The 26361-nt window shown below is 70.1% G+C and carries 20 protein-coding genes; 13 read left to right on the plus strand and 7 right to left on the minus strand.

Features of this window, described 5'->3' with window-relative positions; genetic code table 11:
- The first annotated feature begins 20 nt into the window (after positions 1 to 20).
- Positions 21 to 1292, plus strand: a complete 1272-nt coding sequence (locus tag ACWGDB_RS11450) for an amino acid deaminase (protein ID WP_453822224.1) — start codon at positions 21 to 23, stop codon at positions 1290 to 1292.
- Positions 1293 to 1313: 21 nt separating this feature from the next.
- The gene (locus ACWGDB_RS11455; RefSeq protein WP_453822225.1) at positions 1314 to 2936 is read left to right on the plus strand and encodes an N-acyl-D-amino-acid deacylase family protein; all 1623 of its coding nucleotides are present in this window, start codon (positions 1314 to 1316) and stop codon (positions 2934 to 2936) included.
- Positions 2937 to 2979: 43 nt separating this feature from the next.
- Here the strand turns inward: ACWGDB_RS11455 and ACWGDB_RS11460 are convergent, their stop codons facing one another.
- Positions 2980 to 3909, minus strand: coding sequence for a S1 family peptidase (locus tag ACWGDB_RS11460; RefSeq protein ID WP_453822226.1), 930 nt, complete (start codon positions 3907 to 3909; stop codon positions 2980 to 2982).
- 884 nt (positions 3910 to 4793) lie between these two features.
- On the opposite strand from ACWGDB_RS11460, the gene ACWGDB_RS11465 reads away from it, so the two are divergent.
- From ACWGDB_RS11465 to ACWGDB_RS11495, 7 genes are all read left to right on the plus strand, one after another.
- Positions 4794 to 6005 carry a pyridoxal phosphate-dependent aminotransferase gene (locus tag ACWGDB_RS11465; protein ID WP_453822227.1) on the plus strand — a complete coding sequence of 404 codons (1212 nt, stop codon included), beginning with the start codon at positions 4794 to 4796 and terminating at the stop codon, positions 6003 to 6005.
- Positions 6006 to 6102: 97 nt separating this feature from the next.
- Positions 6103 to 6525, plus strand: coding sequence for an SCO4983 family protein (locus tag ACWGDB_RS11470; protein ID WP_453822228.1), 423 nt, complete (start codon positions 6103 to 6105; stop codon positions 6523 to 6525).
- A gap of 81 nt (positions 6526 to 6606) precedes the next feature.
- Positions 6607 to 7191, plus strand: coding sequence for a Uma2 family endonuclease (locus tag ACWGDB_RS11475; protein WP_453822229.1), 585 nt, complete (start codon positions 6607 to 6609; stop codon positions 7189 to 7191).
- Between the two features lie 97 nt (positions 7192 to 7288).
- A complete protein-coding gene (locus ACWGDB_RS11480) occupies positions 7289 to 8353 on the plus strand; it encodes a hypothetical protein (RefSeq protein WP_453822230.1) in 1065 nt (354 codons plus the stop codon).
- A gap of 15 nt (positions 8354 to 8368) precedes the next feature.
- Complete coding sequence (locus ACWGDB_RS11485; RefSeq protein WP_453822231.1) at positions 8369 to 9544, plus strand: toxic anion resistance protein; 1176 nt, start codon at positions 8369 to 8371, stop codon at positions 9542 to 9544.
- Positions 9541 to 11112, plus strand: a complete 1572-nt coding sequence (locus tag ACWGDB_RS11490) for a substrate-binding and vWA domain-containing protein (RefSeq protein WP_453822232.1) — start codon at positions 9541 to 9543, stop codon at positions 11110 to 11112. The genes ACWGDB_RS11485 and ACWGDB_RS11490 overlap by 4 nt, the downstream gene beginning before the upstream one ends.
- A complete protein-coding gene (locus tag ACWGDB_RS11495) occupies positions 11099 to 11707 on the plus strand; it encodes a hypothetical protein (protein ID WP_453822233.1) in 609 nt (202 codons plus the stop codon). The genes ACWGDB_RS11490 and ACWGDB_RS11495 overlap by 14 nt, the downstream gene beginning before the upstream one ends.
- An 18-nt stretch (positions 11708 to 11725) precedes the next feature.
- Here ACWGDB_RS11495 and ACWGDB_RS11500 read toward each other — a convergent pair whose 3' ends face one another.
- Together ACWGDB_RS11500 and ACWGDB_RS11505 are read right to left on the minus strand one after the other, a co-directional pair.
- Entirely contained in the window at positions 11726 to 13459 is a 1734-nt protein-coding gene (locus ACWGDB_RS11500; RefSeq protein WP_453822234.1) for an Ig-like domain repeat protein, read from the minus strand.
- 324 nt (positions 13460 to 13783) lie between these two features.
- Positions 13784 to 15607 carry a phosphoenolpyruvate carboxykinase (GTP) gene (locus tag ACWGDB_RS11505; RefSeq protein WP_453822235.1) on the minus strand — a complete coding sequence of 608 codons (1824 nt, stop codon included), beginning with the start codon at positions 15605 to 15607 and terminating at the stop codon, positions 13784 to 13786.
- A gap of 342 nt (positions 15608 to 15949) precedes the next feature.
- Here ACWGDB_RS11505 and trhA point away from each other — a divergent pair, with 342 nt between their 5' ends.
- From trhA to ACWGDB_RS11525, 4 genes are all read left to right on the plus strand, one after another.
- Positions 15950 to 16696, plus strand: a complete 747-nt coding sequence (trhA, locus tag ACWGDB_RS11510; RefSeq protein ID WP_453822236.1) for a PAQR family membrane homeostasis protein TrhA — start codon at positions 15950 to 15952, stop codon at positions 16694 to 16696.
- 119 nt (positions 16697 to 16815) lie between these two features.
- Positions 16816 to 18357: a DHA2 family efflux MFS transporter permease subunit gene (locus ACWGDB_RS11515; protein WP_453822237.1), complete on the plus strand. Its 1542-nt coding sequence runs from the start codon at positions 16816 to 16818 to the stop codon at positions 18355 to 18357.
- A 5-nt stretch (positions 18358 to 18362) separates the two neighbouring features.
- A complete protein-coding gene (locus tag ACWGDB_RS11520; RefSeq protein WP_453822238.1) occupies positions 18363 to 18992 on the plus strand; it encodes a TetR/AcrR family transcriptional regulator in 630 nt (209 codons plus the stop codon).
- 33 nt (positions 18993 to 19025) lie between these two features.
- Entirely contained in the window at positions 19026 to 19754 is a 729-nt protein-coding gene (locus ACWGDB_RS11525; protein ID WP_453822239.1) for a Mut7-C RNAse domain-containing protein, read from the plus strand.
- On the opposite strand, the gene ACWGDB_RS11530 is transcribed toward ACWGDB_RS11525, so the two are convergent.
- From ACWGDB_RS11530 to ACWGDB_RS11545, 4 genes are read right to left on the minus strand one after another with little or no spacing between them, the layout of a single operon-like run.
- Entirely contained in the window at positions 19751 to 22168 is a 2418-nt protein-coding gene (locus tag ACWGDB_RS11530) for a galactose oxidase-like domain-containing protein (protein WP_453822240.1), read from the minus strand. The genes ACWGDB_RS11525 and ACWGDB_RS11530 overlap by 4 nt on opposite strands.
- Positions 22165 to 23370: a glycosyltransferase gene (locus tag ACWGDB_RS11535; RefSeq protein WP_453822241.1), complete on the minus strand. Its 1206-nt coding sequence runs from the start codon at positions 23368 to 23370 to the stop codon at positions 22165 to 22167. The genes ACWGDB_RS11530 and ACWGDB_RS11535 overlap by 4 nt, the downstream gene beginning before the upstream one ends.
- The gene (locus ACWGDB_RS11540) at positions 23367 to 25016 is read right to left on the minus strand and encodes an ArnT family glycosyltransferase (protein ID WP_453822242.1); all 1650 of its coding nucleotides are present in this window, start codon (positions 25014 to 25016) and stop codon (positions 23367 to 23369) included. The genes ACWGDB_RS11535 and ACWGDB_RS11540 overlap by 4 nt, the downstream gene beginning before the upstream one ends.
- Complete coding sequence (locus ACWGDB_RS11545; RefSeq protein ID WP_383603588.1) at positions 25013 to 26275, minus strand: glycosyltransferase; 1263 nt, start codon at positions 26273 to 26275, stop codon at positions 25013 to 25015. The genes ACWGDB_RS11540 and ACWGDB_RS11545 overlap by 4 nt, the downstream gene beginning before the upstream one ends.
- Between the last annotated feature and the right edge of the window lie 86 nt (positions 26276 to 26361).

Consider the following 26361-nt stretch of genomic DNA (forward strand, 5'->3'; position numbering starts at 1 on the left):
CCCCAGATCAGGGAGGTTCCATGAGCACCGAGGCGCTCGCCCGCCTGGCCGAGGAACGCGTCGACCACCGCTTCAAGGGCCTCCCGCCGGACGCCGACGGACTCACCGTCGCCGAACTGGCCGCCCAGCGCCGCAACCTCTTCACCGACGGTTTCGCCACCCCCGTGCTCGCGCTGTCCGCCGAGCGCCTGGAGCACAACCTCGACCTCATGGAGACGTACGCCACCCGGCACGGCCTCGCGTTCGCCCCGCACGGCAAGACCTCCATGGCCCCTCAGCTGTTCCAGCGGCAGATCGAGCACGGGGCGTGGGGCATCACCCTCGCCGTACCGCACCAGGTGCGGGTGGCGCGGGCGTACGGCACCGAGCGGATCTTCCTGGCGAACGAGCTGGTGGACGCCGCCGCGCTGCGCTGGATCGCCGGTGAACTGACCGCCGATCCGGACTTCCGTCTCATCTGCTACGTCGACTCCGTGCGCGGCGTGGAGCAGATGGACGCGGCGCTGCGCGACGCCGGGGCCACCCGTCCGCTGGACGTCGTCGTCGAGCTGGCGGCCGGTGACGGCGCTCGTACCGGCGTCCGTACGGAGGCCGGGTGCGCGGCCGTCGCGGACGCGGTGGCCGCCGTGTCGACGCTGCGACTGGTCGGCGTCGCCGGGTACGAGGGCGAGGTGCCGGACGCGAACCCCGAGCGGGTGCACGCCTGGCTGCGGCGGCTCGTCTCCCTCGCGGCCGAGTTCGACAAGGCCGGCCGGTTCGCCGGCCTCGACGAGATCGTCGTCAGCGCGGGCGGCAGCGCCTGGTTCGACGCGGTGGCGGACGTCTTCGCCGGGATCCCCGAACTGTCGCTGCCCGTACTGAAGTTGCTGCGCTCGGGCGCGTACGTCTCGCACGACGACGGCCACTACCGCAAGCTCACCCCGTTCAACCGGGTCCCGCAGGAGGGCGCCCTCGAGCCCGCCTTCCGCCTGTGGGCCCAGGTCGTCTCCCGCCCCACCCCCGAGCAGGCCTTCGTCAACGCGGGCAAGCGCGACGCGGCGTACGACCTCGACCTGCCCTTCGCCCAGGTGGTCCGCCGCGACGGACCCGAGCGTCCGGCCACCGGCATCTCCGTGACCGGCCTGTCCGACCAGCACGCGTGGCTGCGCACGACCGAGGAGGCGGACCTGGAGGTCGGGGACTGGCTCGGCATGGGGCTGTCCCACCCGTGCACGTCGTTCGACAAGTGGCAGCTGATTCCGGTCGCCGAGGCGGACGGCACGGTCGTCGACTACATCCGCACGTTCTTCTAGGAGACAGGGGAGGCGTCAGCCATGGAAGAGCTGGTGATCCGCGACGCGGACGTCGTCGACGGCAGCGGCGGCCCGTCCTACCGCGCCGATGTGGTCGTGGACGGCGGCAGGATCGTGTCGATCGTCCAGGAGGCGGCAGCGGCCGGCTGCGGGCGGCCCAAGGCCCGCCGGGAGCTGGACGCGGAGGGCCTCGTCCTCTCCCCCGGCTTCATCGACATGCACGCCCACAGCGACCTGGCGCTGCTGCGGGACCCCGACCACAGCGCGAAGGCCGCGCAGGGGGTCACTCTCGAAGTCATCGGCCAGGACGGGCTGTCGTACGCCCCCGTCGACGACCGCACCCTCGCCGAGGTCCGCCGCGCGATCACCGGCTGGAACGGCTCCGGCGACGACATCGACTTCGACTGGCGCACGGTCGGCGAGTACCTGGACCGCCTCGACGCCGGTTTCGAGGGCCGGGGCATCGCCGTGAACGCGGCGTACCTGATCCCGCAGGGGACGGTCCGCGCGCTCGCCGTCGGCTGGGAGGACCGCGAGGCGACGCCGGACGAGCTGGACCGGATGCGGCAGCTGGTCGCGCAGGGCATGGAGCAGGGCGCGGTCGGCATGTCGTCCGGGCTGACGTACACGCCCGGCATGTACGCCAAGGACGCGGAACTGACGGAGCTGTGCCGGGTGGTGGCGTCGTACGGCGGCTACTACTGCCCGCACCACCGCTCCTACGGGGCCGGGGCCCTGGAGGCGTACGAGGAGATGGTGGCGCTGACGCGGGAGGCGGGCTGCGCGCTCCACCTCGCCCACGCCACGATGAACTTCGGCGTGAACGAGGGCCGGGCCCCGGAGCTGCTGAAGCTCCTGGACGAAGCGCTGTCGACCGGTGCCGACATCACGCTCGACACCTACCCCTACACCCCCGGCTGCACGACCCTCGTCGCCATGCTGCCGAGCTGGGCGAGCGAGGGCGGCCCCGAGGCGATCCTGGCCCGCCTGTCGGACGAGGAGACGGCCGGGCGCATCCGCCATCACATGGAGGTCATCGGCGCGGACGGCTGCCACGGCGTGCCCATCGAGTGGGACACGATCGAGATCTCGGGCGTGACCGACCCGGCGCTCGGGGACTTCGTCGGCCGTACGATCCGGCAGTCCGCCGACGCGCGGGGCGAGGCCCCTTGGGTGACCGCGCGCGGTCTGCTCCTCGGGGACCGGCTGGGCTCGACGATCCTCCAGCACGTCGGCCACGAGGAGAACGTCCGGGCGATCATGCGCCACCGGGTCCACACGGGCGGCTCGGACGGCATCCTGCAGGGCACGAAGCCGCATCCGCGGGCGTACGGCACTTTCCCGCACTATCTCGGCCACTACGTACGGGAGTTGGGGGTGCTGTCCCTGGAGGAGTGCGTGGCCCATCTGACCGCGCGCCCGGCGGCGCGGCTGCGGCTGCCGGACCGGGGGCTGGTCCGCGAGGGCCACCGGGCGGACCTGGTGCTGTTCGACCCGCGGACGGTGGCGGCGGGTTCGACGTTCGAGGAGCCGAGGAAGCTCCCGACGGGCATTCCGTACGTCCTCGTCGACGGCCGCTTCGTGATCGAGGACGGGCGCCGGACGGACGTACTGGCGGGGCGGGCGGTCCGCAGGACACCGTGAACCCTCTCAGTGACCTGGGGACCGCCCGCCCCGCGGGCCGTGGTTACGGCTTGGGCAGCACGCACCCGCTCGCGTTCAGGTCGAGCTTGTTGTCGACGCCGAAGCAGGCGGGGATCTGGTAGGTCTGCTGGGCGTAGTTGATGCCCTGGCGGACGGTGACGTTGCCGCTCTCGTCGACCTCGCACGGGTTGTTGACCGTGCAGCGCTGGCCGTCCTCGTTGCCGGTGTTGTTGACGGCGACGACCTTGTTGGTGGCCTGGTCGATGACGGGGGAGCCGGACGTGCCGCCGATGGTGTTGCAGGCGGAGGTGTAGCGGACCGAGTCCTTGAAGGTCCAGTCACCTTCCTTGAGGCGGTACGCGAACCCGTCGATGTTGCAGCTGTACAGCCGCTTCCAGTAGCCGGAGGCCACGGTGATGGCGGTGCCGGCGACGGGGTGGGTCTCCGCCATGGTGAGCGCGTCGATGCCGTACGAGCTCTTGATCTGCCCGTACGTGGTGGTGAGCTGATAGAACGACACGTCCGTGTCGGTCATCGTCCCGTACACGAGCTTGTTGGCGCGCAGGTTGGCGACCCTGCTCCCGGAGGCGTTGAGCAGACCGAACGTCCGGCTGGAGGCCCGGTCGACGACGACCTCGCCGGGTCCCGGCATGCCGGTCTCCAGACAGTGGCCGTTGGACATCACCAGCGCCGGGTCGTTGTCCTCCGAGTCGGAGAAGCGCACGACGGAGCCGGAGCAGTTGCTGAGCGAGACGGTGCCCGCGAAGTTGACGGCCTGGGCCTTGGGGTTCAGGACCTGGTCGAGGCTCTCCGTGGTGGACGTGACGGTGTCCCGGACCAGGGAGGTGACCGCGTCGGTGTCCGCACTCTTACCGAAGGACTCGGCCGAGTTCACGGGAGCCGCAGCCGCGGGTACGGCGCCGGCCCCGGCTATCGCCAGGGCGAGGAGGGCGGCGCCGAGAGGTTTTCTCATGTGGGGGTCCCCTCATACGGAGAAGGTGACCGGAAAATCTCCGGTCACCCATGCGTTTGTCATGCGCATTGTCACGCACGAGGGGGGTGCGGACAAGGAGTTGGTTACCCGTGAGTTCAACCCGTAGGGGATTCCCTATCACGGTGAATGGGTGGTGCGGAGAGGGCGGCGCAGGACGTTCACGGGAGGGCGATGAGATCGCCACACGCGACGGCGACCGGTCGCCCGTCGCCTGCTTCGGGCCCTTGGTGTTGCCCTGTCCACGGCGCCGGTTCCGCCCGAGTCGCCCGGAGCGACGGTGCCCGCCGTGGCGGTCGGGGTGACACCCCGTCCTGGCGGAGGGCGCCGCCGTGGGCTTCTCCTCGGCGTCGGCGGCACCATCGGACGCGGACGGGCTCGCCAAAGTGCCGGGGGTGTCCGTGCGCGAGGGGCGGGCGCGACCGTACGAGCCCGAGCTCGGGGGAGCCGGCGGAGCCGGCCGACTCCGTCGTGCCCGTCGAACCCGTCGCACCGAGGACCACCGAGCCACCGAGACCGCGTCGGCCGCGACCAGGATCCGCGCGCGCGCCTTGCGCAGCGAGCCGCGCCCGGAGCCCGGTGGCGGCGTGACTCTCCCCCGCCCGGGGCGGGCTCCTCGCTCACCGAGGGCAACTCGGCCGTCGCGTCGTACGCGTTCTGCCGGCCGTGCGCGGCCGCGGGCGGTACACGTTCGGCGGCGTCGACGGGGTCCCGTTCTCGTTCGCCGGCGGCCTGTACCTGACCGCGAATTCCAGGGACGTGAGGGGCCGCCGGGACAGCTATCGCCGATAACAGCCCAAACCCCCGCGTCTCACGTGTCGGAAAACACGACCCGGGGGCCGTTACCGGGCCGTAAGCTCCTTGACATGCAGGTGATCCAGTCGACCAAGCTCGCCAACGTCTGTTACGAGATCCGGGGCCCGGTGCTCGAGGAGGCGATGCGGCTCGAGTCGGCGGGGCATCGGATCCTCAAGCTGAACACCGGCAACCCGGCGGCGTTCGGCTTCGAGTGTCCGCCCGAGATCCTGGAGGACATCCTCCGCAACGTGTCGTCGGCCCATGGATACGGCGACGCGAAGGGGCTGCTCGCGGCACGGCGGGCCGTCGTCATGCACAACCAGACCCTCGGCGTCGAGACCGACGTCGAGCACGTCTTCATCGGCAACGGCGTCTCCGAGCTGATCGTCATGGCGATGCAGGGGCTCCTCGACGACGGGGACGAGGTGCTCGTCCCGGCTCCCGACTATCCGCTGTGGACCGCCGCCGTATCACTGTCCGGCGGTACCGCCGTGCACTACCGGTGCGACGAGCAGTCCGACTGGATGCCGGACCTCGCGGACATCGAGCGCAGGGTCACCGACCGGACCAAGGCCATCGTCATCATCAACCCCAACAATCCGACGGGGGCCGTGTACGACGAGGCCATGCTCCGGGGGCTGACGGACATCGCCCGGCGGCACAACCTGCTCGTCTGCTCCGACGAGATCTACGACAAGATCCTCTACGACGACGCCACGCACACCCCCACCGCCGCCGTCGCCCCCGACCTGCTCACCCTCACCTTCAACGGCATGTCGAAGGCGTACCGCGTCGCCGGGTACCGGGTGGGCTGGATGTCGATCTCGGGCCCGCGCGCCCACGCCGACTCCTACATCGAGGGCCTCACCATCCTCGCGAACATGCGGCTGTGCGCGAACATGCCCGGCCAGCACGGGGTCGTGGCCGCGCTCAGCGGGCGGCAGACCATCAACGACCTGGTGCTGCCCGGGGGGCGGCTCAAGGAGCAGATGGATGTCGCGTACGAGCTGCTGACGCAGATCCCCGGCGTGACATGCGTACGGCCGAAGGGGGCGCTGTATCTCTTCCCGCGCCTCGACCCCAAGGTCTTCAAGATCAAGGATGACCGGCAGATGGTCCTGGACCTGCTGCGGAGCGAGAAGATCATGGTCGTCCAGGGCACGGGCTTCAACTGGCCCGAGTCGGATCACTTCCGGGTGGTGACTCTGCCGACGGTCGCGGACCTGCGGGACGCGATGGGACGGATCGGGCGGTTCCTCGACGGGTACGGCCAGCCGTGACCCTGCGTGTGCAGATGGTCCACTTTCGTGAATGACTCAACTTTAGACAGAATCTAAGCTAGGATGGCTTCCTGTCAGAGCACAGGAGGCCATCCCCATGTACGAACCGATCCGCACCAAGTCGGTCCACAGCACGATGGCCGGCATCACCTCCGACTACCCCCACCGGTCGCGCGAGGAGGAGCTGGACATCCAGCTCGCGGGCCATCTCGCGGCGCTGCTCGCCGTCACGGACGAGCTGCGTGCGCAGGCCCCGTCCACCGACCTCGACGAGGCCGCCGAGCGGCTCGCCGAGCAGGTGGCCCGGCTGCGGGACGGACGTGCGCCGGCCCGCGCGGCTGCCTCCGGCGGCGACGCGAGGATCGCGGCACTGCATCACCGGGCGCATGCCCTGGCGGGGCGGGCGCTGGTCGTCGCGGCATCCCGCGCGGACACCGCGGCGGCGATCCTGGCCGCCGAGCGGATGGACGCGCACGCCGCCGCGCAGCCCGAGTCGCAGGAGCTGACCGGCGTCGGCTGACACCCCCCTCGAACGGCCCCGGTCCGCGTGCACCCGCAGCGACGCGCGGACCGGGTGCCACGATTTCCGTACTCTGAAGACATGGAGTACGCGAAGATGCGCGCGATCGCCGAAGAACTCGGAGCCCATGCCGAGCGGCTCGAAGGGACTTGGTCCGTCGAGATCGGCCCGTCCGGCCCGATCCTGGCCATGATGTGCCCCTCGAAGCGTCACGAGGGCACCGTTCGCCGCATCTGCAAGCAGTTGGACGCACAGCTCCTCGCCACACACCCGGGTCACGGCTGCGTCCCCGGCCCCGAGATCGAGCACCCCTCCGTCGGCCGCATGCGCCGACCGGACGCGGTCGTCATCCCCGAGGATGCCCTCGACGAGGAGGGCCTCGCCGTCGACGCGACACAGGTACTCGCGGTCATTGAGATCGTCTCCCCGTCGAACCCCGGCAACGACTACGGCGAGAAGCTCACCGAGTACGCCGCCATGGGCATCACCGACTACCTGATCGTCGACCCGCGCACCGGCACCATCGAGGTCCACTCGGACCCGTGCAAGGAGCGCTACAGCCACAAGGAGCCGTATATCTACGGCGACTCGGTGCCGTTCGGCCCCTGGACGGTGGAGACTTCGGCGTTCCGCCGTTACGGCAAGATGGGCGACGACACGGACTGACCGCAAGCCGCTCCCGTGGCATACCGGGACCGGTAATACACCCCCCGTTCACCCCCCGCGGCGGGGAACGTTGGATTCCGCGAGCACTCTCCCCGGCGTGAGACGAATTGCAGGAATCGTCCTCGCGGTGTTGCTGATCGGTGGCGTGGTGGCCGCCGTCGTCGCGGGCCGCAGTGATGGGGACACGAGCACGGCAACGAAGACCGTGCGCGCGGTGATCGGATCGGAGAAGGCGGAGTTCTTCGCCGATCCCGACGTGGTGCGGGCCCTCGCCGCCAAGGGCTACACCGTGCAGGCCGAGACCTCCGGGTCCTGGGCCATGGAGGGACTCGACCTCGCGGGGTACGACCTCGCGCTGCCGTCGAGCCAGGCGCCGGCCGCCGCACTCGCCACGAAGTACAAGGTGACGGGGACTCTCCCCCGCCCCTTCTACTCGCCCCTCGTCGTCGTGGCGCACAGGAGCGCCGCCGAGGTGCTCGCGGCGAACAAGCTCGCCACCCTGGACACCGCACACCGCGGCACCTTCGACATGGCCGCCTACCTGGACGCCGCCCGCTCCGACCGCACCTGGCAGCAGCTCAAGGGCGCCGGGAAGTACGGGGAGTTGACGGGCACGCTCTACCTTTCCAGCACCGACCCCGAGACCTCCAACTCCGGCGCCCTCTACCTCGCCGCAGCCTCCTACGTCGCGAACGGCGGCAAGGTCGTCGCCTCCGGCGCCGAGGTGGACCGCGCCTCGCCGCTGCTGCACAAGCTGGTCAGTGTGCAGGGCGCCCAGCAGTCCAGCAGCGACGCCGCCTTCCGGGACTTCGTCAGCGGGGCCGGCAATCCGCTCGTCGTCGTCTACGAGTCCCAGGTGGCCTCGATGCTGACGGACGGGCAGCAGCCCGACGACCTGGTCGTCCTCTACCCCGACACCACGGTCAACAGCGACCACACCGTCGTACCGCTCACCGAGAACGGCAAGGCGGTCGCCGAACTCCTCGCCACCGACCCGAAGTTGCGGGCGCTGGAGGTCAGGCACGGGTTCCGCCCGCAGGGCGAGGTCACCGAGTTCGCCTCGGACACGACGTATCTCAAGCAGGAACTGACCGGCGTCCGCCAGGCGCCCGTGCCCACCGCCAAGGTGCTGCACGAGCTGGCGCGACGGGCGCGCGGATAAGGGGGGCACCACCTCATGAACAACAACGACGACACGTTCGTCCTCACTCCGCCCGAGCCCGTGGCCACCGTGCCGCGCGAGAAGGCCGGCGGACTCGTCCCGGTCGACGAGGGCGTCCGTGCGGACATGGCCCAGAAGGCCTCCGCGTACGTGGAGGGGCTCGCGGCGCTCGACGCCCGCTCCCCCGAGTTCGCCGGCAAGGTCGGTGAGATCACCGGCCTCGGCGCCGGCGAGATGCGGACCGCAGCCGCGCAGTCCAACCGCATGCTGGAACGGACCATCCGCAGCCTGCCGGACCAGGGCGGGGACGCCCAATCGCAGGTCGCGGGCTCGCTCGTGGAGCTGCGGCGGGTCGTTCAGGACCTGGACCCGCGGGATCTGCCCGCCGCCAAGGGGCGCAAGTTCCTCTCCCGGCTTCCCGGCGGCAACAAGCTGCGCGACCACGTCGCCAAGTACGCCTCCGCCCAGGGAACCCTCAACAAAATCGTGGGGTCGCTGCGGGGCGGGCAGGACGAGCTCCGCCGCGACAACGCCGCCCTGCAGACCGAGCGGGTGCGACTGTGGGAGACCATGGGCAAGCTCCAGGAGTACGTCGTCCTGGCGGAGGCCCTGGACACGGCCGTCGGGCAGCACATCACCGGTGTGGAGGCACAGGACCCCGCACAGGCGGACAACCTCCGGGCGGACATCCTCTTCCCCGTCCGGCAGAAGCACCAGGACCTGCTCACCCAGCTCGCGGTGTGCGCGCAGGGATACCTCGCCATGGACGTCGTACGGCGCAACAACGAGGAGCTGATCAAGGGCGTCGACCGGGCCGCGACCACGACCGTCTCGGCGCTGCGCATCTCCGTGATGCTGGCCTCCGCCCTCGACAACCAGAAGAAGGTCATCGAGCAGGTCAACGCGCTGCGCGGAACGACCGAGGACCTCATCCGGGGCAACGCCGAGATGCTCGCCACGCAGAGCGGCGAGATCCAGCGCATCGCCGCCGACCCGGCCGTCGGCGCCGAGACCCTGCGCTCGGCCTTCCAGCAGATCTACCGCACCCTCGACGCCATCGACACCTACAAGGTCCAGGCGACCGAGGCGATGGCGACGACGGTGGAGAACCTGACCGCAGAACTGCAGCACGCGAGCGCCTACTTGGACCGCAGTCGCTCGCAGGCCGCGCTGGAGGGTGGCCTCGGATGAGACACCCCCGACACACTCCACGCCCCCGGCGCCTGCTCGCCGTCGCCCTCGCGGCGGTGGCGCTGCTCACGGCGTGCACCTCGGAACAGGGCACCGACGACCCGAACCCGAACGCCCCGCAGCCCGGCACCCTGCGCGTCCTCGCGTCCAGCGAGCTCAGTGACATGACCCCGGTCCTCGACCGGATCGCCGACGACACCGGCGTCAAGGTCCGGCCCACGTACATGGGCACCCTCGACGCCGTCGAGATGCTGGCGACGGGCAAGGTGGACGGGCGGTACGACGCCCTGTGGCTGTCCTCCAACGACTATCTGCGGCTGCGCCCCGACGCGGCGAAGAAGGTCGTGTCTCAGACGCCGGTGATGTCGAGCCCGGTCGCCCTCGGGGTCAGGAGCACGGCCCTCGGCCGGCTCGGCTGGAAGCCGGATGCCGTCACGTGGTCGCAGATCGAGCAGGCCGTCCAGGACGGCAGGCTGACGTACGGCATGACCGACCCGGCCCGCTCCAACTCCGGCTTCGCCACGCTGATCTCCGTCGCCTCGGCCCTCTCCGGCGCCCAGTCCGCGCTCACCGACGCCGACGTCACCAAGGCCACGCCCCGCCTGAAGGAGTTCTTCAAGGGGCAGAAGCTGACGTCGGGGTCGTCGGGCTGGCTGGCGGCGGCGTACGAGCGGCGCGGGAACGTCGACGCGCTGCTCAACTACGAGTCCGTCCTCAAGGGCATCCCGGGCCTGACCGTGATCCGCCCCGAGGACGGCGTCGTCACCGCCGACTACCCGCTCTCCTCGCTCGCGTCCACCGACGCCGCGACCCGCGAGGACGTCCGCCGTGTCACCGAGGCCCTGCGCACCGACGGCATCCAGCGGCTGATCACCGAGCGCACCCACCGCCGCCCGGTCGTCGCCTCCGTCCGGCCGGGGCCCGGCCTGGAGACCGGCAGGCGGCGCGAACTGCCCTTCCCGGGCAGCCGTTCCGTGGCCGACGGACTGCTCGACTCGTACGAGAACGACCTGCGCCGCCCGTCCAGGACGGTCTACGTCCTCGACACCTCGGGCTCGATGGAGGGCGACCGCCTGGAGCAGCTGAAGCAGGCGCTCGCCGACCTCACCGGCGACTTCCGCGAGCGCGAGGAGGTCACGCTGATGCCCTTCGGGTCGGACGTGAAGAGCGTGGCCACGCATGTCGTCGACCCGGCCGACCCGAAGGCCGGGCTCGCCGGGATCCGCGAGGAGACCGACGCGCTGACCGCCGAGGGCGACACGGCGATCTACACCTCGCTGGAGAAGGCGTACGAGCATCTGGGCGCCGGCGGGTCCCAGGACACCTTCACGTCGGTCGTGCTGATGACGGACGGCGAGAACACCACCGGTGCCGAGGCGGCCGACTTCGACGCCTTCTACGCCGGGCTCGACCGCGGCCGACGGGAGACGCCCGTCTTCCCCATCCTCTTCGGCGACTCCGACCGCTCCGAGCTGGAGCACATCGCCGAGCTGACCGGCGGCCGCCTCTTCGACGCCCAGGAGGGCTCGCTGGACGGCGCCTTCGAGGAGATCCGTGGCTACCAGTAAGGCGTTCGCGTACCTGGAGTCCCGCAAGAACATCGCCGGGAGCGGATGCGGGCTGGTCGGCCTGGTGCTGACCTTCACGGGGGTGGCCGGCCCGTACTGGCCCGTCGTCGTCGCCGGTCTCTACGGCGCGGGCGCGCTGATCGCCCCGCCGGAGCGGCCCGCGCTGCCCGACTTCCCGGACCCGTCGGCCCAGCTCGACGAGTTGCGGGGCGACTTCGAGAAGCTGCGCGGCTATCTGACGGACATCGACCTGTCGGTCACGGCAGCCGCCCGGCTGCGTGAACTCACCGAGCTGCTCACCGCGTTGCTCGACCGCGGCTGGGTCGCCGAGCTGCTCACACACGACCCGGAGGGCGTGCACATGCTCTCCCGGATCGTGCGGCGCGACCTCCCCGAGGCCGTCGACAGCTTCGTACGGACACGCTGGTGGACGCGGATGACACCCGGAACCGACTCCCCCGAACTGCATCTGGAGCGCCAGCTCGGCCTGCTGAGGAAGGATGCCGAGCGCCTGGCGGCGGGCCTGCGCGAGGTGGAGGCCCGCCGCCAGGAGACCCACACCCGGTATCTGGAGGACCGGGGCGGGACGCTGTGAACCGGGTGACCCGGCCGGCTACCGCGTGACGAACACCGTCGCCGAGGCGGTGGACGCGCTGTGCAGGTCGTCGCCGGGCCAGCTGACCGTGTAGGTCACGTTGCGCCGGGCGCGCGGGATGTCGTTGATCGTGAAGGTGCCGTCCGCGGCGACGGTCACCGACGACAGGGTGCCGGTGCCGAGCCGGTCGGTCCGCGCGACCTTGAGGACGGCCCGGTCCGGCAGCGCCTTGCCCTGTGCGGTGAAGGCGCCGGTGATCTCGATGCCCGAGCTCATCGACGCCTCCTCGGGCGCGGTGAGCGCGATCGAGGTGGGCGCCTTGCCGACGGACACGGTGGCGGTGACGTCCTCGGCGGGGCGGTGGGTCAGGTCGCCGAGGAAGGAGACCCGGTAGGTGGCGTCGCCGACGAGGCCGGGTTCGTCGAGGACGGTGAAACTGCCGTCCGCCTTGACGGTGAAGGTGCCGAGTTCGTGCGTGCCGTTCGCGTCGGTCCGGGTCGCCTTGACCTTCAGGGGCTCGGCGGGTGCCGGGCCGTCCTGCTCCAGCTTGCCGCGCACGGCGAGTGCCTCGCCGGCGACGGCCTGGGCGGGGCTGTGGGTGAGGCCGCCGGTGAAGCGGGCGTCGTACTGGACGGCCGGGGGCTGGATGATGTGCAGCCAGTACTGGTTGCCGGCCGTGTTCGTGGTGACCGCGAACAGCCGGGAGCCGTCCGCCGACCACTCCATCCCGCGGGGGACGACCTTGTCCCCGTCGAGGCTGCCCTCGAAGGCGAACTCCAGCGGGGCCGTCGAGTCCGCCGGGTCGGCTGGCTGCACCAGCAGGTCGGGGGTCGACCCGGTGGCCGAAGCACCGCGCGCGATGTACTTGCCGTCGCCGCTGAACGCGACCGAGCTGGCGGTGGCGCCGGACGGGAGCGCCGGGTAGCCGGTGGCCGCGTCCGACAGGTCGTCGGCGTTGAGCAGCCGGGTGCCGGCGGTGGCGTCGGCCAGGGCGACCTTGGTGCCGTCGGCGGAGAACGCCAGGTCCTTGAGGTCCAGGGCGCCCTTGCCGTCGGCGTCGGCGAAGCGCCGGGCGGCGCCTCGGACGAGGGAGCCGTTGCCGGTGTCGTACACGGTGACGAACGGGTTGGCGGCCTTCGCGTTGAGCGGCTGGCCCATGAGCATCCGGTCGCCGGCACCGGCCTCCAGCAGCAGGTCGCCGTAGTCGAGCCAGCCGGTGGTCGTGGGCACGCCGTTCACCACGCCCTCCAGGCGGGTCTCGGCGGTGGCGCACTGGGAGGGGCTCGACGAGTTCGGTGTCGTGAAGTAGATCTGGCCGCTGGACTGGGCCAGTTCACGGCCGCAGTGGTCGGTGCCGGCGGAGGCGAGGGTGGTCCGCTGGTAGGTGGTGGTGTCGTAGGCCTCGATCCGGTCGCGCAGACCGGCGTACAGCTTGCTGCCGTCGGCGCTGACCGCCAGGCCGGAGACATGGGCCTGGTTGGTGATGATCGTCGTGAGGCGCTCGCCGTCGAAGTTGTAGACGGCGATGGTGCCGGAGTTGAGGTAGTAGCCGACATTGCTGTCGGCGACGAAGACACGCTGGTGGACGTTGTCGACGGCCAGCGCGGAGTACGACGAGAACGGCAGCTTGACCACGGCGTCCGACGCGGCCGCGTGCGCCGCCGGGGCCGCGGCGACGGTCAGGCCGGCCCCGGCGAGTGCGGCGGCGAGCAGCGTGGCCGCGAGGCGTCTGGGACGGTGTGCAGTATTCAACTGTGCCCCCCACAGGCTGAGTTGAGCGCCCACTGGGATCAGTGACGCTCCTGTGAGGCATATGAAACAGCCGTGAAGATCGTGCGTTCAAGGCGGCACGACCGCAGAACGGGCCCGGTAGGCAAAACGGGCCCGGTAACAGGCGAGGGCCCGTCGTCGCGTTCCTCCCGTCGGGGCGGACGGAGTGTGCGACGACAGGCCCACAGCCCCGCACGCCGTTGTACGGAACCTCGCCGGTCTGTGGTGCTGTCACCGCGGCCGGCCGTGACGATATTGCTGGTCAGGGCACAATCGGAGCCGGCCGCGGCGTCTTTGGGGGCTGGTTCAGCCCAGGCGCTGCACCAGAGCGCGGTACTCGTCCCACAGCTCCTTCGGCGTGTGGTCGCCGAAGGTGTTCAGGTGGTCGGGGACGAGCGCGGCCTCCTCGCGCCAGACCTCCTTGTCGACGGTGAGGAGGAAGTCCAGGTCGGAGTCGGCCAGTTCCAGGCCGTTCGTGTCCAGCGCGCCCTTGGCCGGCAGGATGCCGATGGGGGTCTCGACGCCCTCGGCCTTGCCGTCGAGGCGCTCGACGATCCACTTCAGGACGCGGCTGTTCTCGCCGAAGCCGGGCCAGACGAACTTGCCCTCGTCGTTCTTGCGGAACCAGTTGACGTAGTAGATCTTCGGGAGCTTCGCCTGGTCCTTGCCCTTGGCGACGTCGACCCAGTGACCCATGTAGTCACCCATGTTGTAGCCGCAGAACGGCAGCATCGCGAACGGGTCGCGGCGCAGCTCGCCGACCTTGCCCTCGGCCGCGGCGGTCTTCTCGCTGGCCACGTTGGCGCCGAGGAAGACGCCGTGGTTCCAGTCGAAGGACTCCGTGACCAGGGGGACGGCCGTCGCACGGCGGCCACCGAACAGGATCGCCGAGATCGGCACGCCCTTGGGGTCCTCCCACTCCGGCGCGATGATCGGGCACTGGGAGGCGGGGACGGTGAAGCGGGCGTTGGGGTGGGCGGCCGGCGTCTCGGAGGACGGCGTCCAGTCGTTGCCCTTCCAGTCCGTCAGGTGGGCCGGGGTCTCCTCCGTCATGCCCTCCCACCAGATGTCGTTGTCGTCGGTGAGGGCGACGTTGGTGAAGACGGAGTTGCCCCACAGGGTCTTCATCGCGTTGGCGTTGGTGTGCTCACCGGTGCCGGGCGCGACGCCGAAGAAACCGGCCTCGGGGTTGATCGCGTACAGCCGGCCGTCCTCGCCGAAGCGCATCCAGGCGATGTCGTCGCCGATCGTCTCGACGGTCCAGCCGGAGATGGTGGGCTCCAGCATGGCGAGGTTGGTCTTGCCGCAGGCGCTCGGGAAGGCTGCGGCGACGTACTTGGCCTCGCCCTGCGGCGGGGTGAGCTTGAGGACCAGCATGTGCTCGGCCAGCCAGCCCTCGTCGCGGGCCATCACGGAGGCGATGCGCAGGGCGTAGCACTTCTTGCCGAGCAGGGCGTTGCCGCCGTAGCCGGAGCCGTAGGACCAGATCTCGCGGGCCTCGGGGAAGTGGGAGATGTACTTGGTGCTGTTGCACGGCCAGGGCACGTCCCGCTCGCCCGCCTCCAGCGGTGCGCCGAGCGTGTGCACGGCCTTCACGAAGAAGCCGTCCTCACCGAGTTCGTCGAGGACGGGCTGACCCATGCGGGTCATGGTGCGCATGGAGACCGCTACGTAGGCGGAGTCGGTGATCTCGACGCCGATCGCGGACAGGTCGGAGCCGAGGGGGCCCATGCAGAACGGGACGACGTACATCGTGCGGCCGCGCATCGAGCCGCGGAAGACGCCCTTCTCGCCGGCGAAGATCTCCCGCATCTCGGCGGGGTCCTTCCAGTGGTTCGTCGGGCCTGCGTCCTCCTCCTTCTCGGAGCAGATGAAGGTCCGGTCCTCGACGCGGGCGACGTCGGTCGGGTCGGAGGCCGCGTAGTACGAGTTGGGGCGCTTGATCGGGTCGAGCTTCTTGAAGGTGCCCTTCGCGACGAGCTCCTCGGACAGACGCTCGTACTCGGCCTCGGATCCGTCACACCAGACCACGCTGTCCGGCTGCGTCAGTTCAGCGATCTCGTTCACCCACGAGACCAGCTCCCGGTGGGTGGTGGGGACGACGGGGGGAGCCGCGATGTCGCGCGCCACGGTTGCTCCTAAATGAGGGGTTCTTGTCCTGAATATGCCCTTGTATGCCCCGTGGGGGCCGCGACCCGGATGCTGCGCGGGCTGGATCTGCTGTGGATCTTTCGCGCTCATCCGGTGCCGACCGCACTCATTTGATCATCCGACGCGACTGCGCATATGTCCAGAGGGCGTCACAGGTGAGCGGCGTGAGCATCGCCACTCATCCGGATGTTTTCGATGCGTCACCATGACTTCACCCCGGGTGCGCCCCCGACTGGCACCTCATGAGATGATGGCCACTTCTGGGTGCCCATCTCGCCGCCCTGATACGTAACTTACGGTTCCGTAGGTACGATGCAGGGCATGACTGCGCCCGTCCCCGACGCATCCTCGGACACGCCGGCCGCCGGCGGCGGCTCCGGCGCGCCCTCCCTGCCGCACCAGATCGCGCACCACGCCCAGCAGCTCTCGGACGAGATCAAGCCCAGGCTCCGCGGCTGGCTGCACCTCGGAATGTTCCCGGCGGCGCTCGTCGCGGGTCTGGCGCTCACCGCCCTCGCGGACTCACCCCGGGGCCGTCTCGCCTGCGGGATCTACGCCCTCACGGCCTGCCTGCTGTTCGGCGTGAGCGCGCTGTACCACCGGGGCAACTGGAGCCCGCGCATGGACGGCGTCCTGCGCCGGCTCGATCACGCCAACATCTTCCTGATCATCGCGGGCACGTACACGCCGCTGACGATGCTGCTGCTGCCGGGCGCCAAGGGGCAGTGGCTGCTGTGGGGCATCTGGGGCGCGGCCGCGGCGGGCATCATCTTCCGGGTGTTCTGGGTCGGCGCCCCGCGCTGGCTGTACACGCCCTGCTACATCGCGATGGGCTGGGCGGCCGTCTTCTTCCTGCCGGACTTCATGCGCACCGGCGGCATCGCGGTACTGGTCCTGGTGATCGTCGGCGGCCTCCTCTACAGCGCGGGCGGCGTGATCTACGGCATCAAGCGCCCGAACCCGTCACCGCGCTGGTTCGGCTTCCACGAGGTCTTCCACTCCTTCACGCTGGCGGCGTTCGTCGTGCACTACGTGGGGATCTCACTGGTCGCGTACCAGCACGCGTAGCCCACCGCACCGCCCTTCAGGGCCACGGCTTCCAGGCCGTGGCCCTTTTTCGCGGCCCAAAAATATTGACAGTCGCAGGATATTGACGGTTTTACTCTTTTGAGAGTTACTCTCATTTCATGGCTACTGTCACTACAGATGCTCGCCGCTGGTGGGCGCTCGGCGCCCTCGTCGCGAGCATGCTCACGCTCGGCTTCGACATGACGATCCTCAATGTGGCGCTGCCGACGATGGCCGCCGACCTGGGCGCCACCACGGGCCAGCAGCAATGGATGGCGGACGCGTACGTCGTCGTCTTCGCCGCGCTGATGCTCCCCGCGGGCCTGCTCGGCGACCGGTTCGGGCGGCGGCGGATGCTGATCACCGGGCTCGGGATCTTCCTCGTCGGCTCGCTGGTCGGCTCACTCGCCGGCGACGTCACCGCGGTGATCGCCGCGCGAGCCGTGATGGGCGTCGGCGCGGCCCTGGTCACCCCGCTCTCGCTGTCCGTGCTGCCCACGCTGTTCGGCCCCGAGGAGCGCACCAAGGCCGTCGGCATCACCTCCGCCGCCTCCGCGCTCGGCCTGCCGCTCGGCCCGATCATCGGCGGCTGGCTGCTGAACCACTTCTGGTGGGGCTCGGTCTTCCTGATCAACGTCCCGATGGCCGCGATCGGCATCGCCGCCTGCCTCTTCCTGCTCCCCGAGACGAAGGATCCCGCCTCCCCCAAGGTCGACACCGTCTCGACAGCACTCGCCGCGTCCGGGCTCGGCGCCCTCGTCTACGGCATCATCGAGGCACCCACCCGGGGCTGGGGCGACCCACTGGTGGTGGCCATGCTCGGAGCCGCCGCTCTCCTGATCGCCGCGCTGGTGCTGCGCGAACGCCGGGTCGAGCGCCCCATGCTCGACATGACCCTGCTCGCCCACCGCGGCTTCCTGTTCAACACCGTCGCCGCCACCCTGGTGACGTTCATCCTGACCGGCCTGCTGTTCGTGCTGCCGCCCTACCTCCAGGCCGTCCTCGGCCACGACGCCCTGGGCACCGGCGTGCGCCTGCTGCCGATGATGGGCGGCCTGCTGGTCGCCTCCCGCCTCGCGCCGAAGGTCGTCGCCCGCTTCGGTGCACGGGCCGCGGTGAGCGCGGGCCTGGTGGTACTGGCCTTCGCCGGGCTTCTCGGCAGCCGTACGACGGTGCACTCCGGCTACGGATTCGTCGCGCTGTGGCTCACCGTCACCGGACTCGGCTTCGGCCTCTCGCTCATCCCCGCCATGAACGGCGGCCTGAGCGCCCTGCCCCGCGACCGCGCCGGCAGCGGATCCGGGCTGCTGATGACTTTGCGTCAGGTCGGCGGCGCGATCGGCATCGCGCTGCTCGGCAGCCTGCTCGCGGCCGCCTTCCGGGACCGGCTCGACGTCACCGGGCTGCCCGCGCGGGCCGCCGACACCGCCGCAGAGTCCGTGGTCGCGGCGCACCTCGTCGCCGAGCGGGCCGGCTCGACGGAGCTGGCGGCCTCCGCGAACAGCGCGTACGTCCTCGGCATGGGCGTCGTGCTCCTGGTGTGCGGCGTCGCGGCCCTCGTCTCCGCCCTGCTGGCGGCGGCGTTCCTGCCGGGCACGCCCGATGCGCGTGAGCCCGAGAACCCGGACATGGCCGCCGCGGGGGCCGATGCCCGACAATGAGCCCCATGACCCCCGCGCACTCCTCTCCTCTGACCGACCGTCCCCAGCTGGGGCTTCGTGAGCGGAAGAAGATCAAGACCCGGACGGCGATCCGCGACGCGACGTACGCGCTGATCAAGGAGCAGGGCTACGACGCCACCACGATCGAGCAGATCGCCGAGCGTGCCGAGGTGTCGCCGTCCACGGTCTTCCGCTACTTCCCGACGAAGGAGGACATCGTCCTCACGGACGAGTACGACCCGATCCTGCTGGCCGAACTGCGCAAGCGGCCGGCGGACGAGCCGTGGATGGAGTCCCTGCGGTACGTCATGCGGCTCGCCATCGCCGCCGCGACGCAGGAGGATCCCGAGGCCGTCCGACTGCGCTCCCACCTGCTCGTCCAGGTGCCCGCAGTGCGCTCACGGATGCTGGAGAGCATGTCGGTCACCGGCCGGATGCTCGCGGAGGCCGTCGCCGAGCGCACCGGTCTGCCCCAGGACAGCCTGGAGGCACGGGTCTACACGATGTCCCTCATGGGCGGCCTCGCGGAGATCTCCGTGTACTGGGCGGAGCACGACTTCCAGGACGACCTGCACGACCTCCTCGACCGCACCCTGGACGTCATCGAGCACGGCCTCCCCGCGAAAAACACCTGAGGCGGGGGCCAGGGGCCGTGTCATCCTGGCCGGGTGAACGGTCCCGAGATCCACGTCGAGTTCGCCCCCGAGCTGCGCCTGTTCCTTCCCAACGGACGGCGCCAGGACGGTGCCGCCCAGGTCACCGCGGACGGCGTCTCGACCCTCGGCCATGTCGTGGAGTCCCTCGGCGTCCCGCTGACCGAGGTCGGCACGCTGGTCGCGGACGGCCACGAGGTACCGGTCTCGCACATCCCGGCGGCCGGCCAGTCCGTTGCCGTACGGCCCGTCGAGCGCCCCCAGCGGGTGCCCGGCGCCCCGCTGCGCTTCCTGCTCGACGTCCACCTCGGCACCCTCGCCCGCCGTCTGCGCCTGCTCGGTGTGGACACGGCGTACGAGTCGACGGACATCGGCGACCCGGCGCTGGCCGCGCTGTCGGCCGCCGAGCAGCGGGTCCTGCTCAGCCGGGACCGGGGCCTGCTGCGGCGCCGTGAGCTGTGGGCCGGGGCGTACGTCTACAGCACCCGCCCCGAGGACCAACTCCGCGACATCCTGGACCGGTTCCGCCCCGAACTGCGGCCCTGGACCCGCTGCACCGCCTGCAACGGCCTGCTCAAGAAGGCCACCAAGGAGGAGGTGGCGGACCAGCTGGAGGGCGGCACGCAGCGGTCGTACGACGTCTTCGCGCAGTGCACCGAGTGCAGGCGCGCGTACTGGAAGGGCGCGCACCACGAACAGCTGGTGGCCATCGTGGAGCGCGCCCTCGCCGACTACGCCGGCTAACGCCGGGTCACATCACCCTTTCCGCATGCGATTCCGTCCCTGTTCCTGTCCAGCCGCAGCGGGTCGTCCTTGCCGTTGACCTTGAGGCGGCCGTAGTCGTTCTTCTTCAGCCAGTCGCAGCGGGCCTTCGTCGTCGCCTTCACGGTCGGCGGGAAGTCGGTCGGAACGCAGACGTTGGCGGAGCCGTAGTGCCGGTCGCAGCCGGAGACGGTCGGGCTGACCTTCTGCGAGGTGCGCTTCTTGCCGGGGCCCGTGACCTTGCCCTTGAGGTTGTCGGCGAAGTCGTGGACGTGCGCCGAGGAATCCGTGGCGCTCAGGGCCTGCGGGCCCTGGAGGTGCACCCACTTGGCCACCGACGGCACTCCGTTGGCGTCGACCGCGAAGAGCATGTACCAGCCGGGCGGGGCCAGGTTGGGGTTGCTCGTCACGTTCAGGTCGATGTTGTTGCCGTCGACCGACAGAGGCAGATCCACGAAGCGCTGGTTCGGGTCCGAGGAGTGCGTCACCGCGGCCGGGCGGATCAGCTCGGCCTTGGCGATGGGCCGGTCGACGGTGATCCGCTGGGTGTCGCCGTACGTCCACTCGGTGTCGATGACCGAAGTGATCGTCGGGCGTTCGCCCTTGAGGAGATAGGGCGGGGTGTAGATCGACACGTCGTGGTTCCAGGAGCCGTTGCCCGGGTTGTCGCCGGTGGCCATCACGCGGCCGTCGGGCAGCAGGAACGCCGAGGAGTGGTAGCCGCGCTCCTCCGGGTCGGCCGCCACCGGGTCGAAGGTGTTGGTCGCCGGGTCGTACAGCGACGACTCGTACACCGGGTCGGCCCGGTTGTGCAGCGCGCCGCCGGTCTCCAGGACCTTGCCGTCGGGCAGCAGTACGGCCGAGACGTACATCTTGCCCTGGTTGCCGGTCTGCGGGACCTTGCCGGCCCCGAGGTCGACGGTGCCCTGCGGCAGCGGCGGCCCGGCGACGTAGGACGGGTTGGGCTGCTTGAGGTCGATGACGTCGGTGAGGCGGTTCGCGTCCGGGTTGGAGTCGATGTTGCCGCCGCCGATGGTGAGGACCTTCTGGTCCTGTGCCGGGGGCAGCAGCACGCTCGCGGACTGGTCGCGCTCGTCCTTGCGCTGCAGTCCGGGGACCTGGGTGACCGTGTTGGCGCCGTAGTCGTAGATCGCCGATCCGGTGCCCGGGATGTTGTTGCCGAAGACATGGCTGCCGGAGTAGAAGAGGCGGCCGTCCTGCATCAGGATCATCGACGGGTACAGACCCCAGTACGACCAGGTCTGGTTGACCTTCCAGAGCTCCAGCCACTTCTGCTCGGCGTCCGACCACAGTTCGGCGGTCACCGAACCGGTCGAGTCCTCCTTCAGCCCGCCGAAGGAGATCACGTCACCGTTGCCGAGGATGGTGGCCGACGGGTACCAGTGGCCATCGTTCATGTCGTTGGTCTTGCTGTACGTCTCGCTGACCGGGTCGAAGATGTACGAGTCCTTGTAGCCCTGGTAGCCGATCGTGCCGTCCGCCGACGGATAGCCCTTGTTGCCGCTCATCACGAGCACACGCCCGTCGTCGAGCTGGACGTGACCGGCGCAGAACATGTCCTTCGGCGTCGGGATCTGCTTGTACGTGCCGTTCTGCGGGTCGTAGACCGCGCTGGTGAACGTGCCCGCCTGGAACATCGTCGGGTCGTTGCCGGAGCCCGCGATCAGCAGCACCTTGCCGTTGTTCAGGACGACGGAATGCATGGAGCGGACCGGGTTCTTGGTGGGCAGCACGTCCCAGCGGCCGTCCGCGCACTCCTGGGCCGTCCCCGTGCACACCGGGTCAGGTACCGGTTCGGCGACCTGGTCCATCGTGTAGTCGTCGGTGGTGACGGAGCCGGTGCCGTAGACGGAGACGCCCCAGGCGATCCGGTCGGTGCCGGCGGGCACCTCGGGCGTACGGACCGTCGCCTCGGTCCAACCGGCCGCCATCTCCAGCGTCTTGAGGTCGGTCCAGTACTGCCAGCCCGCCGTCGCGTCGTGCCGGAAGAGAGTGACCGAGGTGTCGGGGGTGGTCGACTTGTACCAGAGCCCCAGGTCGTACTGCTTGCCCGGCGTGACGACCGGCGCGCACTCGGCGGACTCGGTGATCAGCGCTTTGCGGTCGCCCTCGACACGGCGGGTCAGCGACACCTTCATCGCCTTGGAGCCGCTGTGGGCGTCCGTCGTCGTCTCGAAGGTGAAGTCGTTGTCGCCCCAGCCGGACTTCTTCCAGCAGTAGGGCATGTCGTCGGTGCCGGCGGTCTCGAAACCGGGGTTCTTGATGAGGTTGGCGGCGGAAGCGGACTCGGGCGAGGTGAGAAGGAGGCCTCCGGTGAGGCCCATGACGGCCAGCAGGGCCGTTCTCCTCCCGGATCTCTTGCGGCTGGTTCTCATGCGGAACTCCTTGCTGTGCGGCTCCCGCGCCCGGTGCCCTTCCCGCTCCGGCGCGGCAGATAGACCAGCGCTTCGGTACCGACGAAACGCAGGACGAAGGTGATGACCAGGGCCAGCGCGGTGGCCGGCAGCACGGCCAGCCCGAACTGCCCGACGAGCAGCGCGATCAGCGGGATGCGCAGCACCAGGTCGGCGTTGGCGAGCAGCGCGAACCGTGCGGTGCGGTCGGCCCAGTGGCGGTGGACGCGGCGGTCGCGGAACAGCAGCTTCTCGATGAGCAGGAAGTTCCAGGCCACGCCGAACTGGTTGGCGACTATCTCCGCCGGGAGATAGTGCAGGCCCGCCTGGGTCAGCGCCCACAGCGCGGCCAGGTTCGGCACGAAGCCCGTCAGCCCGATCAGCCCGAACACCACCATCCGGGACAGCGGGTCGGCCGTACGCAGCCCGGCGAGGTGGCGCAGGAAACGCCGGCCCTCCGCCGCCGTGGACTTGGACTCCCCCGCGAACCGGTCCTGGAACACGAACGGCACCTCGGTGACCGTGCGCGGGCGGCTGCGGACCGCCAGCTCCAGCAGGATCTTGTAGCCGAGCGGCTTCAGCGCCTCCGCGGTGATGTCGCTGCGTCTGATCGCGAAGAAGCCGCTCATCGGGTCGCTGATGCCGTGCAGCCGGCGCGGGAAGAGGGACTTGGTCAGCCAGGTCGCGCCGCGCGACACGGCCACCCGGTAGCTGCCGGCGAGCCCGGCCCGGCTGCCGCCCTTGATGTACCGGGAGGCGACCACGAGCCCGGCGTTCGCGCGTTCGCCGGTGGCGACCAGGTCCGGGACCAGGGACGGCGGGTGCTGGCAGTCGCCGTCCATGACGACGATCCAGTCCGAGCCGGCCGCCTTCATCCCCTCGACGACCGCGCCGCCGAGCCCGCCGACGGGCTCGTCCCGGTGGATGACGGTGACCGGGAACGGGCAGTCCTGCGCCGCCTCCTTGATGACCTGCGGGGTGTCGTCGCTGGAGTCGTCCACGAAGACGACCTCGCAGGGCAGCCGGGACGGCACCGACTCGGTGATCTGGTGCAGCAACTGCCGGACGTTCGCCGACTCGTTGTAGGTCGGTACGACGATGGTGACGGCGCCCGGCTCGGGCACCTCGGCAGCATCGACCGACGGTTCGCCCAGCTCTCCGGGGGCGGTGTACTCGTGCGTCATCGAACCCCTCCGGATGCTGTCTGGATCTGCCGGATCTCGATCCGGTCCGCACCGGTGCCGAACACGGCGACCGGCTTCGAGTGCTCCATGGCCGCCTTGACGTTGGGCAGATCGACCGCGTCCCGCCGCACCGTCGGCGAGGCGACGACGTAGTCGAGGTCCTTCCAGCCGCGCGGCATCGTCTTCGTCACGGCCGGGTCGAGGTCGGCCTTGTAGAACCAGATGGCACCCAGCCCGGGCTCGTACCCGGCGTGCACCAGGTCCAGCCACAGCGCGTCGTCCACGAGCACCCGGGTGTCCTTCGGGTCCTCCACCTCCGTGGCCAGCCACTTCGAGGCGGCCTGGTAGGGCGCGTTGGCGTCGGCGGTGACGGCGGTGTGGGCGCCGTCGTACCAGCGGGGTACGACATAGGCGCCGGCCGCGATCGCGAGGACGGCCGCGAGGGCGTACCGCCCGCCGGTGACATACCGGTTCTCGGCCTCGGAACGCCGTCGCCGCAGGACGGCGTGGGCCACGGAGGCCGTGCCGCCGGCGAGGACGAGGGCGAGGAACGGCAGCGCCTGGATGACGTACATCGCGGGCAGGTAGCCGGTGGGGCGCATGGCCACCAGGGCGAGGATCACCACCGCGAAGGAGGGACCGGCGAGCGCGCGTGCCGTGACCGACCAGCGCCAGGTGACCAGGAGCAGCAGGCCGCCCGCGAGGCCGCCGACGATGAGGACGCGGTCGTAGTAGAGCCACGACTGCAGGACGCCCCAGGAACCGGAGCCCTGGTCGAGGATGAAGCCCGAACCGGGCCTGGTCATCTGGTACTTGATGCCGTCCCAGAGCGAGACGTGTCCGCTGCCCGGGAACAGCTCGCCCTTCAGCAGGGCGAACAGCGGATACGACAGGCCGATCAGCGCGCAGGCGGTGACGGCGCCGGTCAGGGCGAACTTGCGGGTGTCGCGGTGGCTGTGCCGCCACATGGTGACGAAGACCGCCGGGAGGACGAAGAGCATCGTCTCCTTGGTCAGCACGGCCGTGGCCGCCGCGATCCCCGCGCCGAAGTGGTGCCACAGATGGCGGCTCGGGGAGGCGGCGAGGGCGAACGCGAGGAGCGTCCACATCACCGCGAGGTTGTCGAGGAAGATCTCCCGCTGGAGGACGACCGACAGCGGCGAGAGCCCGAACAGGACCATGCCGAGCCCGGCAGCCCAGCGCGGCAGGGACAGTCGCCGCCCGAGCACGTAGACGAGGACCGCGCTGACCGCGCTGATGACCAGCATCGCGGCACGCATGGTGCCGACGGTCATCGACTCGGGGCTGAGCGCGGCCGGTATCCAGGTCAGCAGGGCGAGCTGGATCCAGCCGAGCGGCGGGTGGTCGTACCAGTACGTGTAGTGGGCGAGGCCGCGGCCCTCCTGGACGGCCCAGGCCTGGGCGAGGTAGGTGCCCTCGTCGTCGCTGAGGGTCGGGTAGTCGGCGATGTTCCAGCCCTGCACGACGAGGATCGCGACGAGGAGCACGCCGCACAGGATCAGGTCGGGACGGGACGAACGCAGTCGCGTCGGCGGGGTTGTTCGACTGGCCGAACGCGTCGTGGGCGCAGGCTGCCGCTGCGCGGGGACCTTGACCGTGGTCACCGCGGGAAGGGTGGAGGTCACGCAGGAACGTCCTCTCGGTTCACGTGCGCGAGATGTGCGCCGACGTGGCTGGTCAACTCCCAGTCGTTGCGGCCGCGTTGCTCACGCCATACGGCGCGGATCGCGGCGCCGGCGAGGAGCACCTGGTAGAAGGGGCCGCCCACGATGAGCTTCAGGTAGTGGACGAAGCGGACCCGAAGCCCGTACTGCTTGCCGAAGTCGTGCAGTCCGACGACCTCGAAGACGAACGTGACGAGCGCGGTCACAGCCGGCAGGAAGGTGATGAACGCGACGCTCACCGGCACGTCGAGGAAGAGCGCGATCGCCACGTTGAGCGGGATGATCAGCCCGGTGAAGGCCTGCAGGAACGGCGTGGTGAGCGTGTAGCGGGCCAGCAACCGCTGCCCGAACGTGGGCAGTTGCTTCCAGTCCTTCTTCCGGTAGACCTGAAGGAAGCCCTGGTTCCAGCGGGTGCGCTGCTTGAGCAGCGACATCAGGCTGCCGGGCGTCTCCTCCTTGGTCACCATGTCGGAGTCGTAGGCGACGACGACCTTCTTGCCGACACTGGACAGCCGTACGCCCAGATCGCAGTCCTCGGCGAGGCAGTTGGAGTCCCAGCCGTCGGCTTCCCGGAGTACGTCCGTCCGTACGAAGACGGTGTTGCCGCCGAGCGGGATGAACCCCTTCTGCGCGTGCAGGTGCAGCCGGGAGCGGAACCAGAAGAAGTACTCCAGGCAGTTGCGAAGGCTGTACCAGCTGGAGTGGAAGTTGATGAGCTGGACCCCGCCCTGGACGACATCCGCCCCGGTCGTGCGGAACGCGTGGTCCACGTGCGCGAGGAGCTCCGGATGGACCTGGTCCTCGGCGTCGAAGACCCCGACGACATCGCCGCGGCAGTGCGGCAGCGCCGTGTTCATGGCCTTCGGTTTGTTCTTCTTCTCGTGGGTGTCGACGACGACACGGACCCGCGGATCACGTCCCGCGGCCCGCTCGGCCACCTCGGTGGTCTCCGGGTCGTCGTGCCCGACGATGACGATGATCTCGAAGTCGGTGTGTGTGGACTCCAGCAGCCGCTGGATGGTGTGGTCCAGCACGGCTTGTTCATGCCGGGCCGGCAACAGCAGCGAGAACGACACGTGCTCGCCGCCGTCCGGTCTGCTGAACCGGGTGGAGGCGAGCACTTCGGGCGTACGCCACGCGTGCATCTGCCACCACAAGGTGAAAGCCGCCATCCAGAACAAGGCCAGCGAGACGACGGCTATGAAGACAGACGTCAGCAACAGATCCCCCCAGATCCCAATGCCCCCTGTCGCAACGGTGAGTTACAACCGTCGCGTCACTGTGGAGACATTAAGGGGGATCTGTG

Source organism: Streptomyces sp. NPDC055013, assembly GCF_053608645.1.

Coding starts and splice junctions, on each gene's coding strand:
- ACWGDB_RS11450 (WP_453822224.1), top strand. CDS start 21: ATGAGCACCGAGGCGCTCGCCCGCCTGGCCGAGGAACGCGTCGACCAC.
- ACWGDB_RS11455 (WP_453822225.1), top strand. CDS start 1,314: ATGGAAGAGCTGGTGATCCGCGACGCGGACGTCGTCGACGGCAGCGGC.
- ACWGDB_RS11460 (WP_453822226.1), bottom strand. CDS start 3,909: ATGAGAAAACCTCTCGGCGCCGCCCTCCTCGCCCTGGCGATAGCCGGG.
- ACWGDB_RS11465 (WP_453822227.1), top strand. CDS start 4,794: ATGCAGGTGATCCAGTCGACCAAGCTCGCCAACGTCTGTTACGAGATC.
- ACWGDB_RS11470 (WP_453822228.1), top strand. CDS start 6,103: ATGTACGAACCGATCCGCACCAAGTCGGTCCACAGCACGATGGCCGGC.
- ACWGDB_RS11475 (WP_453822229.1), top strand. CDS start 6,607: ATGGAGTACGCGAAGATGCGCGCGATCGCCGAAGAACTCGGAGCCCAT.
- ACWGDB_RS11485 (WP_453822231.1), top strand. CDS start 8,369: ATGAACAACAACGACGACACGTTCGTCCTCACTCCGCCCGAGCCCGTG.
- ACWGDB_RS11490 (WP_453822232.1), top strand. CDS start 9,541: ATGAGACACCCCCGACACACTCCACGCCCCCGGCGCCTGCTCGCCGTC.
- trhA (WP_453822236.1), top strand. CDS start 15,950: ATGACTGCGCCCGTCCCCGACGCATCCTCGGACACGCCGGCCGCCGGC.
- ACWGDB_RS11515 (WP_453822237.1), top strand. CDS start 16,816: ATGGCTACTGTCACTACAGATGCTCGCCGCTGGTGGGCGCTCGGCGCC.
- ACWGDB_RS11520 (WP_453822238.1), top strand. CDS start 18,363: ATGACCCCCGCGCACTCCTCTCCTCTGACCGACCGTCCCCAGCTGGGG.
- ACWGDB_RS11530 (WP_453822240.1), bottom strand. CDS start 22,168: ATGAGAACCAGCCGCAAGAGATCCGGGAGGAGAACGGCCCTGCTGGCC.
- ACWGDB_RS11535 (WP_453822241.1), bottom strand. CDS start 23,370: ATGACGCACGAGTACACCGCCCCCGGAGAGCTGGGCGAACCGTCGGTC.